This is a genomic window from Lactobacillus helveticus DSM 20075 = CGMCC 1.1877 (assembly GCF_000160855.1).
GTDB lineage: Bacteria > Bacillota > Bacilli > Lactobacillales > Lactobacillaceae > Lactobacillus > Lactobacillus helveticus.
This window is the reverse complement of sequence record NZ_GG700752.1, coordinates 766,690-773,771: the sequence shown is the minus strand read 5'-3', so window position 1 is coordinate 773,771 and position 7,082 is coordinate 766,690. Positions and strand designations below refer to the sequence as shown.

At 35.3% G+C, this 7,082-nt stretch carries 7 protein-coding genes; all 7 read right to left on the bottom strand.

Going from position 1 to position 7,082, the window contains the following annotated elements; genetic code table 11:
• Positions 1–235: 235 nt before the first annotated feature.
• Positions 236–628 carry a hypothetical protein gene (locus HMPREF0518_RS10600; RefSeq protein ID WP_003626197.1) on the bottom strand — a complete coding sequence of 131 codons (393 nt, stop codon included), beginning with the start codon at positions 626–628 and terminating at the stop codon, positions 236–238.
• A 190-nt stretch (positions 629–818) separates the two neighbouring features.
• Positions 819–1,046 carry a helix-turn-helix domain-containing protein gene (locus tag HMPREF0518_RS10595; RefSeq protein ID WP_023191668.1) on the bottom strand — a complete coding sequence of 76 codons (228 nt, stop codon included), beginning with the start codon at positions 1,044–1,046 and terminating at the stop codon, positions 819–821.
• A gap of 14 nt (positions 1,047–1,060) precedes the next feature.
• A complete protein-coding gene (locus tag HMPREF0518_RS03640) occupies positions 1,061–1,771 on the bottom strand; it encodes a pseudouridine synthase (RefSeq protein ID WP_003626193.1) in 711 nt (236 codons plus the stop codon).
• Positions 1,761–2,639 (bottom strand): helix-turn-helix domain-containing protein, encoded by an 879-nt coding sequence (locus HMPREF0518_RS03635; protein WP_003626190.1) that lies wholly within the window; start codon positions 2,637–2,639, stop codon positions 1,761–1,763. Before HMPREF0518_RS03635 ends, HMPREF0518_RS03640 begins: the two co-directional genes overlap by 11 nt.
• A 57-nt stretch (positions 2,640–2,696) precedes the next feature.
• Positions 2,697–3,914, bottom strand: coding sequence for a tRNA uracil 4-sulfurtransferase ThiI (gene thiI / locus HMPREF0518_RS03630; protein WP_003626189.1), 1,218 nt, complete (start codon positions 3,912–3,914; stop codon positions 2,697–2,699).
• Positions 3,914–5,074, bottom strand: a complete 1,161-nt coding sequence (locus HMPREF0518_RS03625; protein WP_003626187.1) for a cysteine desulfurase family protein — start codon at positions 5,072–5,074, stop codon at positions 3,914–3,916. The genes thiI and HMPREF0518_RS03625 overlap by 1 nt, the downstream gene beginning before the upstream one ends.
• Before the next feature lie 91 nt (positions 5,075–5,165).
• A complete protein-coding gene (gene ezrA / locus HMPREF0518_RS03620; protein ID WP_003626184.1) occupies positions 5,166–6,875 on the bottom strand; it encodes a septation ring formation regulator EzrA in 1,710 nt (569 codons plus the stop codon).
• Between the last annotated feature and the right edge of the window lie 207 nt (positions 6,876–7,082).

Here is a 7,082-nt window from a genome sequence, read left to right as displayed (position 1 = left end):
GATTCCGTTACTACTCCAGCACACATCTCTTTCTGCGTTAAGTTCAAAGAATCTCGTATTTCTCTTAGTTGTTTTCCAATAGTCAAACTTTTTACCTTATTTGTTTCATATTTTTAATATATAAACAATTGAGATAAAAGTCTCAAAATCTTCCAAAACGACTATTTTTATTAAAAAAAGCAAAAAAATCGCATCCCTCAAGCTAAAAAATAGCTCAAAAGATGCGATTTATTTATTAATCAATTTTGATATCATCAATTATTGACGCATAACCACAGTCTTGAATAATTGATTTTAAAGATCTGGCTTTCTGTTCATCACCACTAAAAACAGCTTGATAGAACTTACCTATCAACTTTTCTAAGCCAATTGCAGGATCTACCGGCAATTCTTGCAAAAACTTAAATGTACTTTCCACATAACTTTTATCAGCATGTTGATGATAGCAACAATTCAAATAATTTATCGTAATAAAAGCCATAAACTGCAAAGTAAAGGTATCGGTAGCGGGATGTTTGCGATATGCAGCATAAGCAACCTCTACGAACTGCTTTGAATCATTAACATCCAAGAAAATTACTACCTGACTCAAAAAATGATAAGATGTCCGATCCCAACTTTCATTCAAAAACAACTTCTTTATTTTTTCTTCATTTCAGGAGAAATTTTATCATTTGAACGTAAGGCCCAAGCATAAGCTAACTCAAGTTTGAATTTGAGCCATTGCGGAACTTGCACCCCACCATCTTCAATTTTCTGTTTGATTTTATCTAACGCCTTTATATCTCTTCTATTTTGAGCAAAAGTAATCTCACTAGTTAACTCAAAAAATGGTCCAGTAGATGACTGATTATTAATTTGTGCAAAAAAGCCAGTAACATCAAAATGATGAACCGACAAAATTCAATTAAAGTTTCAGCATCAATCGCATGGACACCGCGTTCAACTTTAGAATAAAAAGATTCACTTACAATTCCCGCTGCCATTTCTGTCTGACTTATTCCTGCATGCAAACGCACACTTTTTAGTGCTTCACCGATTGTCATCTCTTTATTCCGTCCTATTTAATCTTGCTTACATCATCTAAACTCAATTCAATATAATTACCGCGCTTTAAATCTTTCGGCAACTTCAATTTACCCATTGAAATTCGTTCAAGTTCAACTACTTTCATCCCTACCGCACCAAACATGCGCTTAATTTGATGATATTTTCCTTCACGAATTTTAATCTCAATTTCAGAGCTATCATGCTCTTCATCTTGGGCAAGAATCTTCAACTCTGCTGGCTTAAGTTTAGTTCCATCACCTAAAGTCATGCCACTAGCAAAGGTCTTCACCGTTTCGTCATCAGCCACACCCGCAATTTTGGCACGATAAATTTTATCAACGTGCTTATTAGGTGCAAGCAATTCATGATTTAGTTGACCATCATTAGTAAGTAACAGCAAGCCGGTTGTATCTTTATCCAATCGTCCTACCGGCGTAATTCCTTGATATTGATCCTGCGGCTTGAGCAATGAGATTACCGTTCTTTGACTACGGTCTTCAGTCGCTGAAAGTACGCCCTTGGGCTTGTTCATCAAGAAGTAATGATATTTTTGATAATTGACCTCTTGGCCATCTACCAATACTTCATCGGATTCCTTAACCTGCTGTTTTGGTGTTTTTACCACATCACCATTTACAGTGACAATGCCTTTTTTAATTAAAACGTGCACTTCTTTTCTGGAGCCGACATTCATATTAGCTAAATATTTATCAATGCGCATGAGAACTATCCTTTTTAGTAATCGGTACATTTTGCAAACAAAAAGTAAAATTATCTTCCTCCAATAAGCGGGTATAGAAATCTACTTTCTCAGTATCATTGTCAAATAAAGCCTTATAAAGTCTGATTATTACTCTACGTTGATAAAAGCTTGCTTCATATGAAATATTTTTATCAAAAAAAGCAAATGTTTCTGCGCATAATTCCTTATTAAAGTTGTGTATATACGCATACATTAAGAAATCGATTGTTAAATCAGCAATGCCAACTATATTTGTATAACTTAAGGTATTTTCTGAGTTTTTTTCATAGCTTTGATAAGTAGTATGAGAAAAATTGAGTACTTGTTCTGGAGTTAAGGCAATAAAAGCCATCCCTAAATATTCATAGTTAATAAATCCCCAATTATCTCCTTTATATAAATGCTTAATCTTCTTTTTAACCGGTTCTGATATATCATCGGTTGAATGAGTTATCCACGTAGTCATTAACTCCAATACATAAGAGATCCAAATATAATACGGTTTACCTTGTTCTTCAGCTTGATCAATTTCTTTTTTTAGTTGACCTAATTTCTCTAGATCTCTTTTATTAGCACTACGTACTATTTTTTTCACCATAAAGCCAGCATCCAATATACTCTTTTTATGCGGTGATTCCTGCATTGGACCATCCAGCGTTCTGGAGAAGAATTGAACTGGATTAATATGATTTGCTTTCAAAACCTCAACCAAGGTATCGGCATCAATATTATGGACACCTCGTTCAACTTTGGAATAAAACGATTCTGAAATAGCTACTGCCGCCATTTCAGTTTGAGTAAGTCCAGCTACCAATCTAGTTTCTCTTAGTAATTTTCCGATCTTCACTGTTTTTTACCTTTTTCTACAAAAAATGCCAACAGATCATTCTGTCGGCATAACTTTTTACAACAAATCTTGATCTTCTTCGATCTTATCGTTGATAAATTTTTCATTTGGATAAATTGGCATTACTTCAATTCCATCCATCGCTCTTTGAATCAAGCCTTCAACATCAAGACGAGCTTCGTATTCACGGGCCTTATCAAGCTTTGGCTTAGTCTTAGGACGTGGTGGAGCAAAGATAGTACAACAATCTTCAAATGGTTGAATTGAAAGATCAAAAGTACCAATATCTTCTGCCAATTTAATAATTTCAGTCTTATCCATTGTAGCAACTGGACGAATAACTGGTGTAGTTGTCACATCATTAATAGCAACCATTGATTGCAAAGTCTGTGAAGCAACTTGACCAACAGATTCACCGTTAAAGATTGCAAGACCACCGCGCTTAGCACGAATACGGTCTGCAAGTTGCAACATGAAGCGACGTTGTACAGTCATCAAGTAACCTTCTGGCAATTTTTCCTTGATAGTTTCCTGAATTTCAGCAAATGGAACAGCGATAAAGTTAATCTTACCTGCATAGTTTGCCAAAATACCAGTTAATTCCTTAGCCTTAGCTAAAGCTTTTTCAGTAGTGTAAGGTGGACTAAAGAAGTGCACCATTTCAATATCAACCCCACGCTTCATTGCAAGATATGAAGCAACTGGTGAATCAATACCACCACTAAGCATCATCACAGCCTTGCCAGCAGTACCAACGGGCATCCCGCCAATACCATGAAGCAATTGGTTAGAAATATAAACAGCATCTTGACGCACTTCGATTCTAAGTACTAAATCAGGGTGCTTCATTTCAGCCTTCAAGTGGTCGATATGATCGAATAAATAATCACCAACCAAATTGTTAAGTTGGTTAGTATCATATTCAAACTTGTGATCACTACGCTTAGTATTAACCTTAAAAGTCATGCCAGGCTTAAAAGTTTCCTGCATTAATTCTAAAGAAGTCTTTTCAATATCTTCCAAAGTCTTAGGAATTTTGATAGCTGGTGAGTAGGTTTGAATACCAAATACTTTCTTAAGGCGCTTATCTACTTCCGCAAAAGGTGCGCCATTTAAAACAATATGCATCCGGTCGTGACGAGGGTGAAAGTCAATTTGAGGTAAATCTTTTAAGACCTTTTCAACGTTGCTAGCTAAGCGATTGATAAAGTCCTTTCTATTCTTTCCCTTAGTTGAGAGTTCCCCGTAACGGACCATAACTTCTGTATATTCCATTAATTATCTCCCAAGTGATTAATTTTAGCAAAATGATTATAAATCTTATCAAAGACCTTGATAAATTCATCTGCTTCTTCAAGCGTATTTGTTTCGTCAAAACTTAAACGAATTGCGCTAGTAGCAATCTTATCATCAATTCGCATAGAAACCAAGGTGCTGGCTTCATCTGCAGTCTTTGATGCACAAGCAGAAGTAGTTGAAGTATAAATATCTTGATCTTCCAAAGTATGGACTAAGGTTTCACCACGAATTCCTTCTAATGCAAAGCAAAGAATATGTGGTGCAAAACCGTCACTTACTGGTGAAAAGATATCAATTCCTGGCTTATCTTTCAAATATTCAACGATTTTTGCCTTAATTGCTGCTTCGTGGTTTGCTTTTTCAGGTTCATTTTCTAACAAAAGGCGGATAGCCTTAGCCATACCTGCAATAGCTGGCAAGTTTTCAGTACCTGAACGAAGACCTTTTTCTTGACCACCCCCATCATGAAGTGGAGTAAGCATCTTGCCTTCCTTTTTATAAAGAATACCAATACCACGTGGTGCATGGAATTTATGTGCTGATAAGCTTGATAAATCAACTCGTGGCGTAAATACCTTATCCCAAATGTTCTTACCTAATGCTTGAACATTATCAACGTGGAATTGAATAGTAGGATAGTTATCAAGCAAATCACTAATTTCATCAATTGGCTGAATTGTACCGATTTCATTATTAACACCCATGATTGAAACCAAGGTAGTATCCGAATCAATGGCATTTCTTAAATCATTGACGTTGACTCTGCCTTCCTTATCAACTGGCAAACGAGTAACGCGCCAGCCCAAGTTTTCCAAGGTATTAAAACTATTAGCTACAGAAGCATGTTCTACGCTTGATGTAATAATATGCTTACCAAATTCGCGTTTTTGAATTGCAGTTCCTTTAATTGCGGCATTATTTGATTCCGTACCACCTGAGGTAAAAAAAATTTCATTCTGCTTGGTTCCAAGCAAGTCTGCAATTTGTTTGCGTGAAGCTTCAAGCATTTGATGAGCACGATCACCCATCTTATGCAAACTTGAAGGATTTCCCCAAATATTAGTTGCTACCTTATTGTAGGTATCTAAAACTTGAGTATCTATTTTTGTTGTTGCACTATTATCAAAATAAATCACGTTTAAAACTCCCCCTAATAAAAAACGGTCAACTACTTGACCGTTTAGTGACTATTAGATTTTAGCTTAAATAATGAAAAGCTTCAATTATTTATTCTTTTTGTTCAGAATAATATGTATTTTCAAGACGTTGATAACTACCTGGCTCTGCCTTTTCAATTGCCGTAGCGATAGTGTCTAATGCTTCTTTATAATTATATTCATCGTAAAGCTGCATTGCCTTCTTTTGTGCTTGCTTAATTGAATCTTTATCAGCATATTTATTTGAGTACTGCATAGTCAATTCAACCAAGTTGGCAGAATTGATAATATCGTTAGCCTCACGCTTAAGTCGTTCAACATCATCAGATATTTGAATCAATTCGTTAGAAATCTTTTCCATATTAATTCTAACTTGACTTAATTCATCACTAACATGCCCAATTTCATTAACGACCAAGGTATACATTTGAATAAAACTATCTGGATTGCCTGGCAAACTACGTCTTTCAAGTCGGCGATAAACTAATGATACTTCTTGCCTAAAATGTTTAATTGAATCATTAGCCACATTTTCAGAGTCATATAAGCCATCAACATCCGTAGACATTTTTACTTGCTCAGCATCGATCTCACGCAAGCGATCAAGCATTTCTAGCCATGAATCTTGAATTGCAGAATATACGCCTTTGCCATCAGCAATATTTTGCGTATCAACTGTATATTGACGATTCATGTTATTGACTTCTTTTTCAAGTTCTTTGCTTTTTTCAAGTTCGCCGTGAGTCAATTCATAGCTTTCATCAATATGCTGCAACTTTTCAACTAGCTTTTTAGATGCCGTTTGTTGGTGAGAAATCAATGCCAACATCTTGCTTTGATTCTTTTCAACGAAGGGGCGAGCCTTATATTCTTTTGCCAAAACATCGTAAAGTCCATCAATTTCACTAGAAATCTTTTTATTTTCGTTAGCTAATTCATCGACTTTTAATTCTGACAATAATTTGCGTGTACTATCAATCTGATCATGAATGTCTTTAATTCTGCTTAAAACATCAACTTTAGTAATGTAGTACTTTTCTGAAATCATCTTTTTATAAACATTAGATAATTCTTTAAGTTGATCTTGGAAAACAACCTCTAATTGATGGTAGCCTTCTTTAATTTTAGGCAATTGTTTTTGCAAAGCCGCTAAAGACATGCGGATCTTAGATAAAACACGCTTAGCTTCTACGTGATCCCCCTGAGATGAAAGATTCTTAGCCTCTTCAAAATCGCTCTCCATTGAAGCCAATTGATCTTCAATTTGGTCAATTGCTGCACCGTATTCAAATGAATTAGCTAAAACGTCTTTTCTCAATTCACGATAGACTTTAATTAAAGCATCATACTGAATTTGATTTTCTTTATTTGATTCAAGCAATTCAGTAAATACTGCCTTAGTGTTACGTGCATCTTCTAAAGCCGGTTTAATTATTTGCTGTGCTTCTTTTATTTTCTTTCTGGCTTTAAAAAGTTTGTACGTTGCATTTTCATTTGCCGCTTCTTCAACTAATTTTTGTACACGAGGCAATTTCTTAGTTGAAGCCTCTTTATAACTTTTGCGCCAAGTATTTAATGTGGTTAGACTTTCGCCCGCCAAATCCATTTTATTCAGTCGTTTGATATCTTCTTCAAGGTGCATCTCTTCAATTTCATTAAGAGCTGCATCGATTACCTCGACTTCCCGCAGCTGCTTACGATTAATGAGCAACATCGAAGCAACGACTACAATAATAAGGATGACAACGGCGACAATAATAATAGTTTGAATTGATGACATTGTTTATCCTCCAAAACTACAATAATTATAACAAAACATGGCCTAAAGATGTGCAAAAGCTGTTGTATTTCTTGATTTATTATTCTGAACTCTATATAATACTATTCGTGTAAAATATTTGCAGCAATAAGTGACAAGAACGTCAACATCTTGAAACGCTTAAGTGAATGAGTAGCCCGCGCTGCATTGGGCGAAAATGTAAATTCA

Bases quoted from the DNA above. Each gene is read 5' to 3' on its own strand.
- HMPREF0518_RS10595 (WP_023191668.1), bottom strand. From the start codon at position 1,046: ATGACAATCGGTGAAGCACTAAAAAGTGTGCGTTTGCATGCAGGAATA.
- thiI (WP_003626189.1), bottom strand. From the start codon at position 3,914: ATGGAATATACAGAAGTTATGGTCCGTTACGGGGAACTCTCAACTAAG.
- HMPREF0518_RS03640 (WP_003626193.1), bottom strand. From the start codon at position 1,771: ATGCGCATTGATAAATATTTAGCTAATATGAATGTCGGCTCCAGAAAA.
- ezrA (WP_003626184.1), bottom strand. From the start codon at position 6,875: ATGTCATCAATTCAAACTATTATTATTGTCGCCGTTGTCATCCTTATT.